The following is a 15,056-nucleotide window of genomic DNA, read 5'->3' on the forward strand; positions in this document are numbered from 1 at the left end:
TTGCAGCCTGCGACTGTCATGAGGAACATCATGCCCCCTCATGGGCCGGAAGAGCGGGCGGCACCGATTACTTGGTCAGCGCCGGTTTGTTCTGGATGTCGGTCAACACGCCTGCGCTGTCGAAGGTCAGCGTCAGCGTCTGCTGGGTGATGTCTTCATGGCCAGGCTGCTGGCGGAACACATAGAACCACGTTTGCGTTCCGAACGGGTCTTGCAGCATTGGGGTACCCAATGTGTAAGCGACCTGTTGTTGGGTCATCCCTTTCTGGATTTTCGCCACGTCGGTCGACGTCAGGTAGTTCCCCTGGTTGATGTCAGGACGATAAACCACCTTTTCAAAAGTAGAACAGCCTGCAGTCAGCATCACAAGAACTACAGCGGCGGCAGTCAGCGTTTTACAGCGCATAGTAATCACATTCCTTTAGGGCATAGGATGCCGATGATAATAGACCTTGCGGCAGTTGGAAACCTTTATACCCTTCATCTTTCACGTTGCGACGCATTGGCTTTCCTTTAGCACCTCAAGCGCTTGGCCTTTTTCAGGCCGTTGAGATGGCTTTGGATCACCGCCGCGCCGCACTTTAGATATTTCTCGGGCCAACAGCGTCACTGTCAGACCGCAGGAAAGTGAAAAAGTTGAGCTTTTTTATGCGGCCAGCAGTTCTTTGGCGTTGGCCAGCGTATTGCGGGTGACTTCGCTGCCGCCGAGCAGGCGCGCCAGCTCCTGCAGCCGGGCGCGTTTATCCAGCGGCGCCATCTGGGTTTCGGTAACCGTGCCGTCGGTCTGCTTGCTGACGAACAGGTGCTGATGCCCGCATCCGGCCACCTGCGGCAGGTGGGTGACGCACATCACCTGGGTGGATTCGCCGAGCTGGCGCAGCAGGCGGCCGACGATGGCGGCGGTCGGGCCGCTGATGCCCACGTCCACCTCATCGAAGATCAGCGCCGGGGTTTCCATCTTGCGGGCGGTGATCACCTGAATGGCCAGCGCGATGCGCGACAGCTCGCCGCCGGAGGCGACCTTCGCCAGCGGTTGCAGCGGTTGCCCCGGGTTGGTGGAGACGCAGAACTCGGTACGGCTGGCCCCTTCGGCGCTCAGATGCTGCGGTTCGAAGCGCACGTCGATGTTGAATTTGCCGTGCGGCATGGAGAGGGCCTGCATGCTGTCGGTAATGAGCGTGGTCAGCTCGGCGGCGTAGTGCAGGCGTTTCTGGTGCAGCTCTTCCGCCAGCGCCAGCGCCTGCTGGTGATGCAGGGTGACCGCCTCGTTCAGGTGTTCATGATCGCTTTCCTGTTGAGACAGCAACTGCTGTTCATCCAGCAACTGCTGATGCAGCTGCGGCAGCTCCTCCGGCGCGACCTGATGTTTGCGCGCCAGGCTGATTTGGCGCGACAGGCGTTGTTCCAGCTCGTGCAGGCGGTTGGGATCGAGATCCATGCGATCGGCGTAATGGCGCAGCTCGTCGCTGGCTTCGCTGATCTGGATAGAGGCCTCTTCCAGCATGTCCAGCAGGCCGCTGAGCTTATCGTCCAACCCGGCCAGCTCAAGCAGCAGGTGTTTGGCGCTGTAAAGCTGGCTGAGCATGTTGTTCTCGTCGCTGTCGGCCAGCAGCTGCAGCGTCTGCTGGCTGAGGGTCAGCAGCTGGCCGCTGTTGGCCAGGCGCTTGTACTCGGCGTCGGTCTGCTCGAACTCGCCGGCCTGCGGCGCGAATTCGTTCAGCTCTTTCAATTGGTATTGCAGCAGCTGCTTGCGCGCTTCGCGCTCGATGGACTGCTGTTGATGGTGCGCCAGCTCGCGGCAGCTCTGATGCCAGCGTTGGTAGGCCTGGCTCATCGCCGCCAGCAGGGCGGGTTCGTCGGCGTAGGCGTCGAGCAGCGCTTTTTGGTGCTCCGGCTTGAGCAGCAGCTGATGGGCGTGTTGACCGTGGATTTGAATCAGGCGTTGCCCCAGCTCGCGCAGCTGCGACAGCGGCACGGCGGTGCCGTTGATAAAGCCGCGCGAACGGCCGTCGGCGTTGATCACCCGCCGCAGCAGGCATTCGTTGCTGTCGTCCAGCTGGTTCTGCTCCAGCCATTCGCGCGCGGACGGAGTGTCCGCCAGCGAGAAGCGGGCGCAGATGTCGGCGCGGGCGGCTCCCAGGCGCACCACGTTGCCGTCGGCGCGGTTGCCGAGGCACAGCCCCAGCGCATCGATAGCGATGGATTTGCCGGCACCGGTTTCACCGGTGATCGCCGTCATGCCCGGTTGAAAATCGATTTCCAACTCACGAACGATAGCAAAGTTGCTGATGGTTAATTGCGCCAGCATGGGAACCTTCCTGTGTATAAACACATAACTGTAGTTTCATACAGTATAAACTGGTTTTATATACAGTAAAGTGGCCGGCGCAGATTTTAGAACAATTTTTTCGACCAGCCCAACTTGGTGCTTAACGTGTTGAAATAGCTGTAGTCCTTCGGGTGAATCAGGTTCAGATGGAAGTTGCTGCGGCGGATCAGCACTTCTTCGCCTTCCTGGATCGGCAGCGCGATCTGGCTGTCGCAGCTGATCTCCAGATCGCTGCCGATCTGCGAAAACTTCAGGCGGATGGTGCTGTCGCCGTTGATCACCAGCGGCCGGGCGGAAAGGGTGTGCGGGAACATCGGCACCAGCGCGATCGCCTCCAGCGATGGGGTGAGGATCGGCCCGCCGGCGGAGAGCGAGTAGGCGGTGGAGCCGGTCGGGGTGGCGATGATCAGGCCGTCGGAGCGCTGTGAGAAGGCGAAGCGATCGTCGATGTACACCTCGAATTCGATCATGTGCGCCACTTTGCCCGGGTGCAGCACCACCTCGTTGATGGCGGTGCTGATGCGGCACTGCTGGTGCTCTTTATGCACGATGGTTTCCAGTAGGAAACGCTGTTCGTCGATGTACTCGCCTTCCAGCACGTCCGCCAGCTGCTGCAGAGCGTTGTCGGGATCGAGATCGGTAAGGAAGCCAAGGTTGCCGCGGTTGACTCCGATCACCTTGATGTCGTAGCGCGCCAGCACGCGCGCGGCGCCGAGCATGTTGCCGTCGCCGCCGACCACCACCGCCAGGTCGGCCCGCTGGCCGATATCCGCCAGGCTGCCGGTCACGGCGTCTTTCAGCCCCAAATCATGGGCGATTTGGCGTTCGACCATCACCGAATAGCCGCGGGCGACCAGCCAGTGGAACAGCATCTCGTGGGTTGCCAGCGCTGAAGGGTGACGCGGGTGGCCAACAATGCCAATACAGGCGAATTTTTTATTCATTTGCTGTGATTTTCCTCACCGGGACCCGTTTATGCCCCACATTGTGACCGGTTGACTTGAAACCCCGGTTTTGATCCCCATAATAAGCCAAGTTGCGAGATTAATGCTAAAACGCGGAGATATTCATGAGTAGTAAAGAACAGAAGACGCCAAACGAGCAAGTCTCGGAAGAAATGGAACAACACGCTCATCACGAGGATACGCTGCCGGAAGCGGCGGAAGGCGTCGATCTGCGCGATGCGCGTATCGCCGAACTGGAAGCCCAACTGGCGGAAGCTCAGCAGCAAGAGCGCGACAGCCTGCTGCGCGCCAAAGCGGAAGCGGAAAACATCCGTCGCCGCGCCGAACTGGACGTTGAGAAAGCGCACAAGTTCGCCCTGGAGAAATTCTCTGGCGATCTGCTGCCGGTGATCGACAACCTGGAGCGCGCGCTGGATCTGGCGGATAAAAACAATCCGGAACTGGCCGCGATGATCGAAGGCATCGAGCTAACGCTGAAATCGCTGCTGGACGTGGTGCGCAAGTACGGCATCGAAATCGTCGGCGACGTCAACGTGCCGTTCAACCCGGAAGTGCATCAGGCGATGAGCATGATGGAATCCGCCGATCACCAGCCGAACCACGTGATGATGGTGATGCAGAAAGGCTATACGCTGAACGGCCGCCTGCTGCGCCCGGCGATGGTCGCGGTCTCCAAGGCCAAGGCGTAATCGCCCCGGCAACGATATAAAGAAAGGCACCCAAGGGTGCCTTTTTTGTCTCTGGGCTACGCCTGCGGCAGACGCGGCATCCAGTCGATCGGCGTGAGCCCTTGCTGCTCCAGCAGCTGATTGGCCTGCGAGAAGTGGCGGCAGCCGAGGAAACCGCGGTGGGCGGAAAGCGGCGACGGGTGTGGCGCTTTCAGCACATGGTGGCGGTTGCGGTCGATAAAGTTGCCTTTCTTCTGCGCGTGCGAGCCCCACAGCAGGAACACCACGCCTTCGCGGTTCTCGTTCAGGGCAGCGATCACTTTATCGGTAAAGGTTTCCCAGCCCAGGTTGGCGTGGGAGTGCGCGCGGCCGCCTTCCACCGTCAGCACGGTGTTGAGCAGCAGCACCCCCTGTTCGGCCCAGCTTTGCAGGTAACCGTGATCAGGGCGTTCGAAACCGGGAATGTCGGTCGCCAGCTCTTTATACATGTTCACCAGCGACGGCGGCGCCGGCACGCCGGGGCGCACCGAGAAAGAGAGGCCGTGCGCCTGATTGGGGCCGTGGTAGGGATCCTGGCCGAGGATGACGACTTTGACGTCCGCCAGCTCGGTAAAGCGGAACGCGTTAAACACGTCTTTCTGCGGTGGATAAATGGTCTTACCGGCCTGGCGCTCAGCGGCAACAAAGGCGAGCGTTTCAACAAAATAGGGCTGCTCTTTCTCTTTGCCGATCACGTCATGCCAGGTGAGGGAGGTGGCCATAAACGCTCTCCTTTGTTTTCTTTAGCAATTCATAGGCTATAGCTTACCGTGTCGGCCCGCGCAGCGAAACCCGCTTTTCATTTCTCGCCGCCGTTTGCAATGCAATTATTTTTGAAAATTTACAAAAATAATTGGTTTTTGCCGTAGTGGGAAAATTGATATAAAACATAAATTTGCCCCTTCACGCCCTGTGCCTACCCGGTAAAAATTGACTTTAATCAAGGAACTGGCCCGGTCAGGCTGGTATACAGAACAACAAGACAACAATGGTTTTACCAAATGGCCGAAACCAGGATTGGGTTTTCTCACGATGTGAATTTTTACGCCCTTGTACGGAGGCAACATAATGATTACCGGTATTCAAATTACCAAAGCGAACGACCAGGCGCTGGTGAATTCTTTCTGGCTGCTGGACGATGAAAAAGCGGAAGCTCGCTGCGTGTGCGCCAAGGCCAACTACGCGGAAGATCAGGTTGTCGCGGTGAGCGACCTGGGCCAGATCGAATACCGTGAAGTGCCGCTGGAAATGCAGCCGACCGTGCGCGTAGAAGGTGGCCAGCACCTGAACGTCAACGTGCTGCGCCGTGAAACGCTGGAAGACGCGGTCAAGCATCCGGAAAAATACCCGCAGCTGACCATCCGCGTGTCCGGCTATGCGGTACGCTTCAACTCTCTGACGCCGGAACAGCAGCGCGACGTTATCGCCCGCACCTTTACCGAAAGCCTGTAATCGGCGGCGCAATCGTAGTAATGAGGGAGCTTCGGCTCCCTTTTTGCGTTTGGCGGCCGAAAACCGAATGTGGATCACAATTTGCACAAAGTTAAGCATTCCTGATACAGAACTCATCCGACCTGCCGATAGCTAATTCAGTACCTATTCAGGTGCTCAATAAAAAGTCTATCGACAAGGAGTCGGCATGAGTATGCCTTTAAGTTTTACCTCTGCAGTATCTCCGGTGGCCGCGATCCCTACACCTCGCGCCATCGCCGAGACGGCACCGGCGGCGCAGCCCGCAGCCGCGCCGGCAAGTCCCGCGCCGGTGGCCACCCCCTCTCAGAACACGCTGAACGCGCAGAACCTGTTGAATACGCTGGTTGGCGATATCTCCGCGGCGGCGCCGACGGCGGTTGCGCCGGGCGTGACCCGGGGGCAGCAATCGCAAGAGGGCGATTATGCGTTGGCGCTGTTGGCCAAGGACGTTTACTCGCTGAACGGCCAGGGCGCCGCCGGGTTTAACCGCCTGAGCGACAGCGCGTTGCTCGGTTTCGGCATCGATCCCGCCAGCCTGCACGACGCGGGCAGCGGTTTCCAGGCCGGGATTTACAGCAACGACAAGCAGTATGTGTTGGCGTTTGCCGGCACCAACGACTGGCGCGACTGGCTGAGCAACGTGCGGCAGGCGACGGGCTATGACGATGTGCAGTACAATCAGGCGGTTGCCGCCGCCAAAAGCGCCAAGACGGCCTTTGGCGATGCGCTGGTGATCGCCGGCCATTCGCTCGGCGGCGGTCTGGCGGCTACGGCGGCGCTGGCGACCGGCACTACGGCGGTCACCTTCAACGCGGCCGGAGTGTCGGATTACACCCTGAATCGCCTGGGCATCGATCCGGCGGCGGCGAAGAAAGATGCCGAAGCCGGCGGCATCCGTCGTTACAGCGAGCAATATGACATGCTGACCAGCACCCAGGAGTCGACTTCGCTGATCCCGGACGCCATTGGCCACAACATCACCTTGGCCAACAGCGATACCCTGACCGGTATCGATGACTGGCGGCCGAGCAAACATCTCGATCGCAGCCTGACGGCGCACGGCATCGACAAGGTGATAAGCTCGATGGCGGAACAAAAGCCGTGGGAGGCGAAGGCCAATGCCTGAAGGGCGTCGCTTGCGGCGGGCGCTGGCGATAGCCTTACTGGCGCTGGTCGCGGTGACCGGTTTACTGATGATGGCTAAGGAGCAACAGATGGGGCAGGAGATTTCGCCGTTTGACGGCCGCAGCAATCTGGCGCTGGCTCAGGCGGTGGCGCGTGGCGATACGCAGGGTATCCGTGCACAGGCCACGCAGGATCGTTTGCGCGAACGGGGCGATCGGCAGGTCACGCTGTTGCAGTGGGCGGTGCTTTCGCAGCAGCCGGCCAGCGTGCAGGCGTTGCTGGATCTCGGCGCCGATGCGGCGGCGGCGGGGCTGGACGGCAACAGTGCGCTGCACACCGCAGCGATATTGCACGATGCGCAGTACCTGCGGTTGCTGCTGGCCAAGGTTAAGCAGGTGAACGTGCGCAATGCCGTTACCGGCGCCACACCGCTCGCGGCGGCGGTGCTGGCCGGGCGTGAGGAACAGCTGCGGCTGCTGCTGGCGGCCGGGGCGGACACCACGTTGAGCGATCGGCTGGGGGATACCCCGCTGCATCTGGCGGCGAAGATCAACGCGCCGCATCTGGCGCTGTTGCTGTTGCAGGCCGGGGCCGATGCCCGGGCGCGCAATCAGCAGGGTTTTGCGTTCCAGTTTTATTTCTCGCAAACGCCGGCGCATTTGCAGAATGACGAGCTGAAGGCGCAGTTCCGCGAGCTGGATAAATGGCTGCAGGGGCACCGCCTGGCCACGCATTACGCGCAGCAGTAAACGCCCATAAAAAAACCGCCTGCACAGGCGGTTTTTTCTTGAACAGTGGCGGTTATTGCGCGTCGCCGGCCGGTTTGGCCTTCGCCTGACGGCGTTTGCCGACGTTTTTGGCGTCGCGATGGCGCACTTTCACCTTGTTGGCTTTTTCTTTGCTTTTCGCTTTTTCTTCCGCGCGTTTTGCCAGCACTTTCTTCGACGGTTTACCGTTGCTCTTCTCGTTTGGCACCTTGGTTTTCGGCCGCAGTTCGTCGATCACGCGCGCTTTCAGCGGTTCGTTCAGGTAACGGCCCACTTTGCCCAGCAGCAGATGATCGTGCGCTTCCACCAGCGAAATGGCGGTGCCTTTGCGCCCGGCGCGGCCGGTACGGCCGATACGGTGCAGGTAGGTATCCGCCGTGCGCGGCATGTCGAAGTTGAACACGTGGGTGATATCGAGGATATCCAGGCCGCGCGCGGCAACGTCGGTGGCCACCAGCACGTTAACCCGGCCATCCATCATGCGTTTGACCGCTTCGTTGCGTTTGGCCTGCACCATTTCGCCTTCGAGATAGCAGGTGTTGATGCCCGCTTCGCGCAGCCAGGTGGCCAGTTCGTGCACGCGCTCGCGCTTGCGCACGAAGATCACCGATTTTTGCACGTCCGGCTGTTTCAGCAGGTGGATCAGCAGCGCGGTTTTGTGCTGCACGTCATCGGCGCGGTAGTACCACTGCAGGATCTTTTTGCGTTCGCGGCGCGACGGGTCGGCTTCCACTTCCACCGGCTCTTTCAGGATGCGCTCGGCGAATTCGCGGATCGCTTCGCCTTCCAGCGTGGCGGAGAACAGCAGCGTTTGGTTGCGCCAGCGGGTTTCGGCGGAGATGGTTTCGATGTCCTGCGCGAAGCCCATGTCAAGCATGCGGTCGGCTTCGTCGAGGATCAGGGTTTCCACCGCGCGGCAGTCGAAGTTCTCTTCTTTAATGTATTGCAGCAAACGGCCGGTGGTGGCGACCACCACGTCCTGGTTTTCGCTGAACACTTCCGCGTGGTTCATGTAAGCGACGCCGCCGGTGATGGTGGCGATATCCAGCGAGGTATGAGCAGCCAATTCACGCGCCTGGTCGGCGACCTGCATCGCCAGTTCACGCGTTGGCGTCAGGATCAGCACGCGCGGCGGGCCGGATTTCTTGCGTGGAAAGTCCAGCAGGTGCTGCAACACGGGCAGCAGGAAGGCGGCGGTTTTGCCGGTGCCGGTCGGAGCCGAACCTAAGACGTCGCGCCCGTCCATCGCCGGCGGGATCGCAGCGGCCTGAATGGCAGTGGGGCGATCGTAGCCTTTGTCGCGCAGCGCGTCGATCAGGCGATCATCGAGTTCGAGTTCGGAAAAAGTGGTTGCTGTCATGGTCTACCTCTACTTGGGGCGCCGATTATAGACGGGTTGGCCGCGATCTTCACCTATTTAAGCGGAAAGCCGCTCTTTTCCCGCCGATCAGATTGCCTTATGCTACGCCAGTTTTATAGCCAGGTGGTGAGTGTGAGCAAGCGATCGAAAGCCGATTTTACCCCGCGCCGCGGGGGGTTTACCTTTAAACAATTCTTTGTCGCCCACGATCGTTGCGCCATGAAAGTGGGCACCGACGGGGTGTTGCTCGGCGCTTGGGCGCCGCTGGGGCAGGCGCGCCGGGTGCTGGACATCGGCAGCGGCAGCGGGCTGATCGCGCTGATGCTGGCGCAGCGCAGCGGCGACGAGGTGACCGTCGACGCGGTGGAGCTGGATGAAGCCGCCGCCGGCCAGGCGCGCGAAAACGCGGCGGAATCGCCGTGGCCGCAGCGCATCCGCGTGCATGCGCAGGATATTCATCATTATGCGCAGCAGCATGCCGCTGAGTATGATCTGATCGTCAGCAATCCGCCTTATTTTGAGCCGGCGGTGGCCTGCCGCGATCGGGCGCGCCACAACGCGCGCTACACCGAAACCTTAACGCACGACGCGCTGTTGGCCTGTGCGGCGCAGCTGCTGGTGGAGCAAGGAACGTTTTGCGTGGTGCTGCCGCACGACATCGGCGCCGAATTTGAACGCCTGGCGCAGCAAAGCGGTTGGCACACGGCGGCGAAAGTGAACGTCAGCGATCGGGCCGATACGCCGCGGCACCGGGTGTTGCTGGCGCTGACGCGTAAGGAAACGCCGCTGCGGGAGCAGGCGCTGGCGATCAAACAGGCCGACGGCAGCTATACCGACGATTTCCGCCGGTTGATCGCCGACTTCTACCTGTTCTACTGAAAGGAAAAGGGCGCCGATAAGGCGCCCTGTTGCATGGTTTAAGGCTGCAAAATGGTCGGCAGCGCTTCCGGCAGCAAATCCGGGTAGTCCAGCGTGTAGTGCAGGCCGCGGCTCTCTTTGCGCGCCATGGCGCTGCGCACGATAAGCTCGGCCACCTGCACCAGATTGCGCAGCTCCAGCAGGTTATTGGAGATGCGGAAGTGAGCGTAGTACTCGTCGATTTCCGCCTGCAGCGTATTGATGCGGCGCAGGGCGCGCTCAAGGCGCTTGGTGGTGCGCACGATGCCGACGTAATCCCACATGAACAGCCGCAGCTCGTGCCAGTTGTGCTGGATCACCACCCGTTCGTCCGCATCGTCCACCCGGCTTTCATCCCAGTGCGGCACCTGTTTGGCCTGCCGGATGAACGGCAGGCGCTGCAGAATGTCTTCCGCCGCCGACCAACCGTAAACCAGGCACTCCAGCAGCGAATTCGACGCCATGCGATTGGCGCCGTGCAGGCCGGTGTAGCTGACCTCGCCGATGGCGTACAACCCGTCGAGATCGGTGCGGCCGTGCTGATCGACCATCACGCCGCCGCAGGTGTAGTGCGCCGCCGGGACGATAGGGATCGGTTGCCGGGTCAGATCGAAGCCCAGCGTCAGCAGCTTTTCGTGGATCATCGGGAAGTGCTGGGTGATGAACGCCGCCGGCTTGTGGCTGATGTCCAGGTACATGCAGTCGGCGCCCAGGCGCTTCATTTCATGGTCGATGGCGCGGGCGACGATATCGCGCGGGGCCAGTTCGCCGCGCGGGTCGAAATCCGGCATAAAGCGGCTGCCGTCCGGGCGTTTCAGGTAGGCGCCTTCGCCGCGCAGCGCTTCGGTCAGCAGGAAGTTGCGCGCCTGCGGGTGAAACAGGCAGGTCGGGTGGAACTGGTTGAACTCCAGGTTGGCGACCCGGCATCCGGCGCGCCAGGCCATGGCGATGCCGTCGCCGGAGGAGATGTCCGGGTTGGTGGTGTATTGGTACACCTTGGCCGCGCCGCCGGTGGCCAGCACCACCGTTTTGGCGCGGAAGGTTTCCACCCGCTCCAGCTCGCGGTTCCAGACGTAAGCGCCCACCACTCGGCGGGTGCCCGGCAGGCCGATTTTGTTCGAGGTAATAAGGTCAACCGCGTTGCGGCGTTCCATCACGCAAATATTGGGGTGAGCGCTTGCTTTCCCTACCAGCGTGGTCTCTACTTCCTTACCGGTAGCGTCTGCGGCGTGCAGGATGCGGCGATGGCTGTGGCCGCCTTCGCGCGTGAGGTGATAATGCTCCTCGCCCTGCGCGTTGACCTCGGTGTCGAACAGCACGCCCTGATCGATCAGCCATTGCACGCAGTGGCGCGCGTTGCCGGCGATGAATTCGACGGCCTCTTTGTCGCACAGGCCGGCGCCGGCAATCAAAGTGTCATCAACGTGTGAGGCAATGCTGTCCGTCTCATCGAACACCGCGGCGATCCCGCCCTGGGCGTAAAAGGTGGCTCCCTCGCTGAGCGGCCCCTTGCTGAGAACGGTAACCTTGCAATGCTGCGCCAGGCGCAGCGCCAATGACAGGCCCGCAGCGCCGCTGCCGACGATCAGTACATCGCTAACATGTTCAGATGATGGTTGCATAACGTATGATGTGTGCAGAAGAAGAGTGAATTTCATGTTAGCCTAACTGTCCGGGCAAAAGCCACGGATAGGGTGACATCAACAGAAAAAACAATGGCGATATGGAACTTCGTGTTCTATATGAACTCCAAGCGAGTGCTTGCTCAGGAAAATAATGTATGGCTGGCAGTACAATTTTACGCGTGGAGACGGATTTGGGGAGAGTTTACCTCGGATGAGCGAGCAGTTAACGGATCAAGTTCTGGTCGAGCGGGTCCAAAAGGGCGACCAGAAGTCGTTTAACCTACTGGTAGTGCGCTATCAGCATAAGGTGGCGAGTCTCGTTTCCCGCTATGTGCCGCAGGGCGATGTGCCCGATGTGGTGCAGGAGTCGTTTATCAAGGCCTATCGCGCACTGGAATCGTTCCGTGGCGACAGCGCTTTTTATACCTGGTTGTATCGAATCGCCGTGAACACGGCAAAGAATTATCTGGTTGCTCAGGGGCGCCGTCCGCCATCCAGTGATGTGGACGCCAACGATGCGGAAAATTACGAAAGTGCGGGCGCACTGAAAGAAATTTCGAACCCTGAGAACTTAATGTTGTCAGAAGAGCTGAGACAGATAGTTTTCCGTACCATTGAGTCTCTCCCTGAGGATCTTCGCATGGCGATTACCCTGCGGGAGTTGGATGGTCTAAGCTACGAAGAAATAGCCGCCATCATGGATTGCCCGGTCGGAACCGTACGTTCGCGTATTTTCCGCGCCCGGGAAGCTATCGATAATAAAGTTCAACCGCTGATCCAGCGTTAGCAATGGCGGGCACAGGAAGGGTACTTAGGCATGCAGAAAGAAAAGCTTTCCGCTCTGATGGATGGTGAATCGTTCGACAGCGAGCTGTTGAGTTCTCTGTCGCAAGATCGAACGCTTCAACAAAGCTGGCAGAGCTATCACCTGATACGTGACACACTGCGAGGTGATGTCGGACAAGTGATGCATCTCGACATCGCCGATCGCGTCGCCGCTGCACTTGAGAAAGAACCCGCCCGGCTGGTGCCTTCCGCCGTTCAGGAATCTCAGCCGCAGCCTCACACCTGGCAGAAAATGCCGTTCTGGGACAAAGTGCGTCCTTGGGCGAGCCAGATTACGCAAATCGGCATGGCGGCCTGCGTGTCGCTGGCGGTGATCGTCGGCGTGCAGCACTACAACCAGCCTTCTGCGACATCGAACGCGTCCGAATCGCCGGCCTTCACCACGCTGCCGATCATGGGGCAGGCCTCGCCGGTCAGCCTGGGCGTTCCTGCCGACAGTTTCTCCACCGGCAGCGGCCAACAGCAGCAGGTGCAGGAACAGCGCAAGCGTATCAACGCCATGCTGCAGGACTATGAACTGCAACGTCGCCTGCATTCGGATCAGCTGCAGCTTGAGCAAGGCAACCCGCAACAGGCTGCCATTCAGGTTCCCGGAACTCAGTCTTTAGGAATGCAACAGCAGTAATGAAGCAAATCTGGTTCTCCGTTTGTTTATTGACGGGCAGCCTGCTCTATTCCAGCATCGCCCCGGCGCAGCCAACTGCGTCCGGGGCGTTATTGCAACAGATGAGCAGCGCCAGCCGTTCTCTCAATTACGAGCTCGCCTACATCAGCGTCAGCAAGCAGGGAATCGAGTCGTTGCGCTATCGCCATGCGGTGATCGGCAACGTGCCGCTCGGCCAGCTGCTGCATATGGACGGCCCGCGCCGCGAAGTGTTGCAGCGCGGCGGCGGGATCAGCTACTTCGAACCCGGTCTGGAGCCGTTCACGCTCACTGGCGATCACATCGTCGACGCGCTGCCGGCGATCGTTTATGCCGATTTCACCCGTCTGGCGAAGTATTACGACTTCATCTCCGTGGGCAGCACCCGCATCGCCGATCGGCCGTGTGAAGTGCTGCGCGTGGTGGCGCGCGACGGTTCCCGCTACAGCTACATCGTCTGGATGGACGAAGACACCAAGCTGCCGCTGCGGGTGGATTTGCTCGATCGCGACGGCGAAACGCTGGAGCAATATCGGGTGATCTCCTTCGCGGTCGGCGCCGAGGTGCAGGGCGCGATGCAGGGGCTGCTCAAGGCCAACCTGCCGCCGCTGCTGTCGCTGCCGGCGGTGGAAAATGTCCAGCTCAGCTGGAGCACCGGCTGGCTGCCAGCCGGCGTGGACGAGGTGGCGCGCAATCGCCGCAAATTGCCGAACGTCGCCGTGCCGGTGGAATCCCGGCTCTACAGCGACGGCCTGTTCAGCTTCTCGGTCAACGTCAGCCCGGCGGGCAGCGGAGCCGGGCAGCAGTACTACCGTCAGGGGCGCCGCACCATTCAGACCGAAGTGCGCGCGGGCAACGAAATCACGATTGTGGGCGAATTGCCGCCGGCGACGGCCAAGCGCATCGCCGACAGCATTTCTTTCAAGGTATCGCCGTAATGATGAAAGAGTGGGCCACGGTGGTTTCGTGGCAACAGGGCGTAGCGCTGCTGCGTTGTGAACCCAAGGCCGGCTGCGGCAGCTGCACTGCGCGCTCCGGCTGTGGCGCGCGTGCGCTGAACGAGCTGGTGCCGGAAACCGAGCATCAGCTGCAGGTACATATCGATCAGCCGCTCGAACCTGGGCAGCGCGTCGAGGTCGGCATCGCGGAAGGCAGCCTGCTGCGCTCCGCCATGCTGGTTTACCTGACGCCGCTGCTGGGCATGATGGTGGGCGGCACGTTGCTGCAATATTGTTTCGGCAGCGACGCCTCGGCGGCAGTTGGCGCCGTGTTGGGCGGCGGCGTGGCCTTTATGCTGGCTCGCCGCTTGGCCCGACGTCTGGGCGAGCAGGCCGATTACCAGCCGGTGGTGCTGCAAATTGGGTTGCCGCCTACCGCGATGCGCATGCAGGCGGAAAACTCCCCGCTGATTTAAACCGATGGCCGCGTCATCGCCGGGTTGTGATAGGCGGGGATGCGGTTGTGGATCATATGCTCCAACAGCGCGATGAATAGATCGGCGCTGAGCAGCGAATCGTAGTTAATCGCGAACAGCACATTTCCCTGGCCGTCGAATAAGCGGATGCCGCGCTGCGGATGATTTTCCAACGTGCGGATCTGTTCGATAGGCACGTTTCCCCGTTCCGTTGTCAGCAGGGTGGCGCTCAGCCGCAGCGTTTCGGTCGGCGTGCCTTGCTGCTTGCCGAGCAGCAACTGCCACAGCCAGCGCGCGTCGCCCTCTATGGTGTGAAACGACACCGTTCCCCCCTGATAGAGCGCATTCAGCGCCAGCGGCCCGCGCTGCTGCAGCTGTTGGTCGACGATCACGTCCGCCAATCGCCACGAGTGGGCGACGTTGCTGAAAACCGTGCACCAAGGCTGATCTGCACCGGCGCGGAACGCCGTAACGTCAAACAGCCCGCCAAAAGCCTGGCCGCCGCGAAAGCGATAGATGTCGCCGATCTTCTCAAACGGGATGAAACGCTCTTTGTGATGGTGGTTGTCAAAGACCCGCACGCCGTGCTCGTACAGACGATAGGTCAGCGTCGGACGCAGATAATGCCGCAGCGCCAGCAGCGTACAGCCGAGTAAAATCGTGCCCGCGCCGGCTTGCAACAGCGTGATGACCTGGCTCTCGTCAATGCTGCTCAGCAGCGGCAGCACCAACAGCGCCGCCCCCACGCTAAACAGCAGCGCCGCCGCCGCCAGTATGCCCCAGTTGACCTTTGAAAAATCGTGCCGGCTCAGCATTTGCCCTTTATCGATCATAATGCACCTTCCAATCAACGTACGCAGATATGCTGGTGAACCCCGGTGGGCTGCCGATGTAGTGCCCTGAAT

Annotated in this window: 16 protein-coding genes; 9 read left to right on the plus strand and 7 right to left on the minus strand. The window is 60.6% G+C overall.

Annotation, left to right across the window (positions count from 1 at the left end):
* Window positions 1–67: 67 nt before the first annotated feature.
* The 3 genes from bamE to nadK all read right to left on the minus strand — a co-directional run bounded on the left by bamE (window position 68) and on the right by nadK (window position 3,273).
* On the minus strand, window positions 68–406 hold the full coding sequence (gene bamE, locus ACMGF7_RS13260) for an outer membrane protein assembly factor BamE (RefSeq protein WP_004929101.1): 339 nt from the start codon (window positions 404–406) through the stop codon (window positions 68–70).
* 240 nt (window positions 407–646) lie between these two features.
* Window positions 647–2,308: a DNA repair protein RecN gene (gene recN / locus ACMGF7_RS13265; protein WP_004929104.1), complete on the minus strand. Its 1,662-nt coding sequence runs from the start codon at window positions 2,306–2,308 to the stop codon at window positions 647–649.
* Window positions 2,309–2,394: 86 nt separating this feature from the next.
* Window positions 2,395–3,273 (minus strand): NAD(+) kinase, encoded by an 879-nt coding sequence (gene nadK / locus ACMGF7_RS13270; RefSeq protein ID WP_004929107.1) that lies wholly within the window; start codon window positions 3,271–3,273, stop codon window positions 2,395–2,397.
* Window positions 3,274–3,398: 125 nt separating this feature from the next.
* On the opposite strand from nadK, the gene grpE reads away from it, so the two are divergent.
* Window positions 3,399–3,983, plus strand: a complete 585-nt coding sequence (grpE, locus tag ACMGF7_RS13275) for a nucleotide exchange factor GrpE (protein ID WP_016929801.1) — start codon at window positions 3,399–3,401, stop codon at window positions 3,981–3,983.
* A gap of 56 nt (window positions 3,984–4,039) precedes the next feature.
* Here the strand turns inward: grpE and ung are convergent, their stop codons facing one another.
* A complete protein-coding gene (gene ung, locus ACMGF7_RS13280; protein ID WP_004929112.1) occupies window positions 4,040–4,723 on the minus strand; it encodes a uracil-DNA glycosylase in 684 nt (227 codons plus the stop codon).
* A gap of 346 nt (window positions 4,724–5,069) precedes the next feature.
* Here ung and grcA point away from each other — a divergent pair, with 346 nt between their 5' ends.
* From grcA to ACMGF7_RS13295, 3 genes are all read left to right on the plus strand, one after another.
* Window positions 5,070–5,453, plus strand: a complete 384-nt coding sequence (grcA, locus tag ACMGF7_RS13285) for an autonomous glycyl radical cofactor GrcA (RefSeq protein WP_004929114.1) — start codon at window positions 5,070–5,072, stop codon at window positions 5,451–5,453.
* Between the two features lie 187 nt (window positions 5,454–5,640).
* Window positions 5,641–6,600 carry a phospholipase gene (locus ACMGF7_RS13290; protein WP_273875264.1) on the plus strand — a complete coding sequence of 320 codons (960 nt, stop codon included), beginning with the start codon at window positions 5,641–5,643 and terminating at the stop codon, window positions 6,598–6,600.
* Window positions 6,593–7,348, plus strand: a complete 756-nt coding sequence (locus ACMGF7_RS13295) for an ankyrin repeat domain-containing protein (RefSeq protein WP_156865763.1) — start codon at window positions 6,593–6,595, stop codon at window positions 7,346–7,348. Before ACMGF7_RS13290 ends, ACMGF7_RS13295 begins: the two co-directional genes overlap by 8 nt.
* Window positions 7,349–7,400: 52 nt before the next feature.
* Here the strand turns inward: ACMGF7_RS13295 and srmB are convergent, their stop codons facing one another.
* Entirely contained in the window at window positions 7,401–8,726 is a 1,326-nt protein-coding gene (srmB, locus tag ACMGF7_RS13300) for an ATP-dependent RNA helicase SrmB (protein WP_015378813.1), read from the minus strand.
* 99 nt (window positions 8,727–8,825) lie between these two features.
* On the opposite strand from srmB, the gene trmN reads away from it, so the two are divergent.
* Complete coding sequence (trmN, locus tag ACMGF7_RS13305) at window positions 8,826–9,605, plus strand: tRNA(1)(Val) (adenine(37)-N(6))-methyltransferase TrmN (protein ID WP_075684820.1); 780 nt, start codon at window positions 8,826–8,828, stop codon at window positions 9,603–9,605.
* 38 nt (window positions 9,606–9,643) lie between these two features.
* Here trmN and nadB read toward each other — a convergent pair whose 3' ends face one another.
* Complete coding sequence (nadB, locus tag ACMGF7_RS13310; RefSeq protein WP_172574894.1) at window positions 9,644–11,245, minus strand: L-aspartate oxidase; 1,602 nt, start codon at window positions 11,243–11,245, stop codon at window positions 9,644–9,646.
* 214 nt (window positions 11,246–11,459) lie between these two features.
* Here nadB and rpoE point away from each other — a divergent pair, with 214 nt between their 5' ends.
* The 4 genes from rpoE to rseC are packed head-to-tail and all read left to right on the plus strand — an operon-like array spanning window position 11,460 to window position 14,151.
* Complete coding sequence (gene rpoE, locus ACMGF7_RS13315) at window positions 11,460–12,035, plus strand: RNA polymerase sigma factor RpoE (RefSeq protein ID WP_004929136.1); 576 nt, start codon at window positions 11,460–11,462, stop codon at window positions 12,033–12,035.
* 30 nt (window positions 12,036–12,065) lie between these two features.
* Complete coding sequence (gene rseA, locus ACMGF7_RS13320) at window positions 12,066–12,719, plus strand: anti-sigma-E factor RseA (protein WP_015378809.1); 654 nt, start codon at window positions 12,066–12,068, stop codon at window positions 12,717–12,719.
* Window positions 12,719–13,675 (plus strand): sigma-E factor regulatory protein RseB, encoded by a 957-nt coding sequence (gene rseB, locus ACMGF7_RS13325; RefSeq protein ID WP_004929141.1) that lies wholly within the window; start codon window positions 12,719–12,721, stop codon window positions 13,673–13,675. The genes rseA and rseB overlap by 1 nt, the downstream gene beginning before the upstream one ends.
* On the plus strand, window positions 13,675–14,151 hold the full coding sequence (gene rseC, locus ACMGF7_RS13330) for a SoxR-reducing system protein RseC (protein WP_049242216.1): 477 nt from the start codon (window positions 13,675–13,677) through the stop codon (window positions 14,149–14,151). Before rseB ends, rseC begins: the two co-directional genes overlap by 1 nt.
* On the opposite strand, the gene ACMGF7_RS13335 is transcribed toward rseC, so the two are convergent.
* On the minus strand, window positions 14,148–14,984 hold the full coding sequence (locus tag ACMGF7_RS13335) for a hypothetical protein (RefSeq protein ID WP_164095100.1): 837 nt from the start codon (window positions 14,982–14,984) through the stop codon (window positions 14,148–14,150). The two genes, rseC and ACMGF7_RS13335, sit on opposite strands and share 4 nt — an antisense overlap.
* Window positions 14,985–15,056 lie beyond the last annotated feature (72 nt).

Origin of the sequence: Serratia sp. BNK-17 (genome assembly GCF_048684935.1) — a bacterium.
GTDB lineage: Bacteria > Pseudomonadota > Gammaproteobacteria > Enterobacterales > Enterobacteriaceae > Serratia > Serratia nematodiphila.

What these genes read in the sequence shown, in the direction of transcription:
- rseB (WP_004929141.1), top strand. Translation starts at nt 12,719, where the DNA reads ATGAAGCAAATCTGGTTCTCCGTTTGTTTATTGACGGGCAGCCTGCTC.
- rseA (WP_015378809.1), top strand. Translation starts at nt 12,066, where the DNA reads ATGCAGAAAGAAAAGCTTTCCGCTCTGATGGATGGTGAATCGTTCGAC.
- srmB (WP_015378813.1), bottom strand. Translation starts at nt 8,726, where the DNA reads ATGACAGCAACCACTTTTTCCGAACTCGAACTCGATGATCGCCTGATC.
- trmN (WP_075684820.1), top strand. Translation starts at nt 8,826, where the DNA reads ATGCTACGCCAGTTTTATAGCCAGGTGGTGAGTGTGAGCAAGCGATCG.
- grpE (WP_016929801.1), top strand. Translation starts at nt 3,399, where the DNA reads ATGAGTAGTAAAGAACAGAAGACGCCAAACGAGCAAGTCTCGGAAGAA.
- ACMGF7_RS13295 (WP_156865763.1), top strand. Translation starts at nt 6,593, where the DNA reads ATGCCTGAAGGGCGTCGCTTGCGGCGGGCGCTGGCGATAGCCTTACTG.
- ung (WP_004929112.1), bottom strand. Translation starts at nt 4,723, where the DNA reads ATGGCCACCTCCCTCACCTGGCATGACGTGATCGGCAAAGAGAAAGAG.
- rseC (WP_049242216.1), top strand. Translation starts at nt 13,675, where the DNA reads ATGATGAAAGAGTGGGCCACGGTGGTTTCGTGGCAACAGGGCGTAGCG.
- grcA (WP_004929114.1), top strand. Translation starts at nt 5,070, where the DNA reads ATGATTACCGGTATTCAAATTACCAAAGCGAACGACCAGGCGCTGGTG.
- bamE (WP_004929101.1), bottom strand. Translation starts at nt 406, where the DNA reads ATGCGCTGTAAAACGCTGACTGCCGCCGCTGTAGTTCTTGTGATGCTG.
- nadK (WP_004929107.1), bottom strand. Translation starts at nt 3,273, where the DNA reads ATGAATAAAAAATTCGCCTGTATTGGCATTGTTGGCCACCCGCGTCAC.
- recN (WP_004929104.1), bottom strand. Translation starts at nt 2,308, where the DNA reads ATGCTGGCGCAATTAACCATCAGCAACTTTGCTATCGTTCGTGAGTTG.
- ACMGF7_RS13335 (WP_164095100.1), bottom strand. Translation starts at nt 14,984, where the DNA reads ATGATCGATAAAGGGCAAATGCTGAGCCGGCACGATTTTTCAAAGGTC.
- ACMGF7_RS13290 (WP_273875264.1), top strand. Translation starts at nt 5,641, where the DNA reads ATGAGTATGCCTTTAAGTTTTACCTCTGCAGTATCTCCGGTGGCCGCG.
- nadB (WP_172574894.1), bottom strand. Translation starts at nt 11,245, where the DNA reads ATGCAACCATCATCTGAACATGTTAGCGATGTACTGATCGTCGGCAGC.
- rpoE (WP_004929136.1), top strand. Translation starts at nt 11,460, where the DNA reads ATGAGCGAGCAGTTAACGGATCAAGTTCTGGTCGAGCGGGTCCAAAAG.